Annotated in this window: 1 protein-coding gene and 1 pseudogene; both read right to left on the bottom strand. The window is 47.5% G+C overall.

All coding sequences use genetic code 11. The features are described 5' to 3' along the window. Nucleotides 1-218, bottom strand: a pseudogene (locus A3739_RS18075) (DNA polymerase III subunit delta); the annotation flags it as partial. Further along, nucleotides 208-655: LPS assembly lipoprotein LptE (lptE, locus tag A3739_RS18070; RefSeq protein ID WP_156502670.1), on the bottom strand; the 448-nt coding region annotated here is incomplete at its 5' end. The gene lptE and the pseudogene A3739_RS18075, both read right to left, overlap by 11 nt.

The following is a 655-nucleotide window of genomic DNA, read 5'->3' as shown; positions in this document are numbered from 1 at the left end:
AAAAGTGAGAGGGCATTACCTTCTTCTTGGAGAGTTTGCCAGTCGAAGCCCCGCTCAACCCGCAATACTTGTCGTTCGTCATAGCCTTGAGCTCGCGCCGCCGCGCGAATTTCATCTACGGCTTCTAATTGCAGCAGAGGTTCTTCGCCGCTGACCATGTAAACGGGCTTCAAGCCGCTTTTTAATTGCTGAGAAAGTTGTTCAGGTTTAACCTGCATCGTTGGCGCCGATACGGATGAGTGTTAGCTGACGAATGATTTCGCGCGCAATGCTTTTATCTAAGGCTTTCGTGAGCGTAGTTTTTTCGCGCTCTTTAGCGAGCAGGGCGTCTGAATTATGACGATAAATACGACGAGCATTGATCTCGTTACTGTATTTGGATTTTGTATTGTTTGCTTCTGAGAAGGTGAATTTTACGAGACGGGTTATTTCGTATTCGTCAGCACTAGCATCTAGGTTAATGGTGAATGCTCGTTCGGTGGAGCTTGCACTATCGATACTCAGCGTGAAGGTTGCATCATCATCCATCGTGACCTTATGCGCTTTAAGCTCGCGCTCTAAGGACTGACATAGCTGCCAGTGCTCAGCTTGATCGCATTCAAAATTTACAGAGCTAAACCCGAGAGAGCCTAACTCTGCTGTGCGAACGTGAAAT

It is taken from the genome of Oleiphilus sp. HI0067 (assembly GCF_001635735.1).
This window is presented reverse-complemented; position numbering and strand designations above follow the sequence as displayed.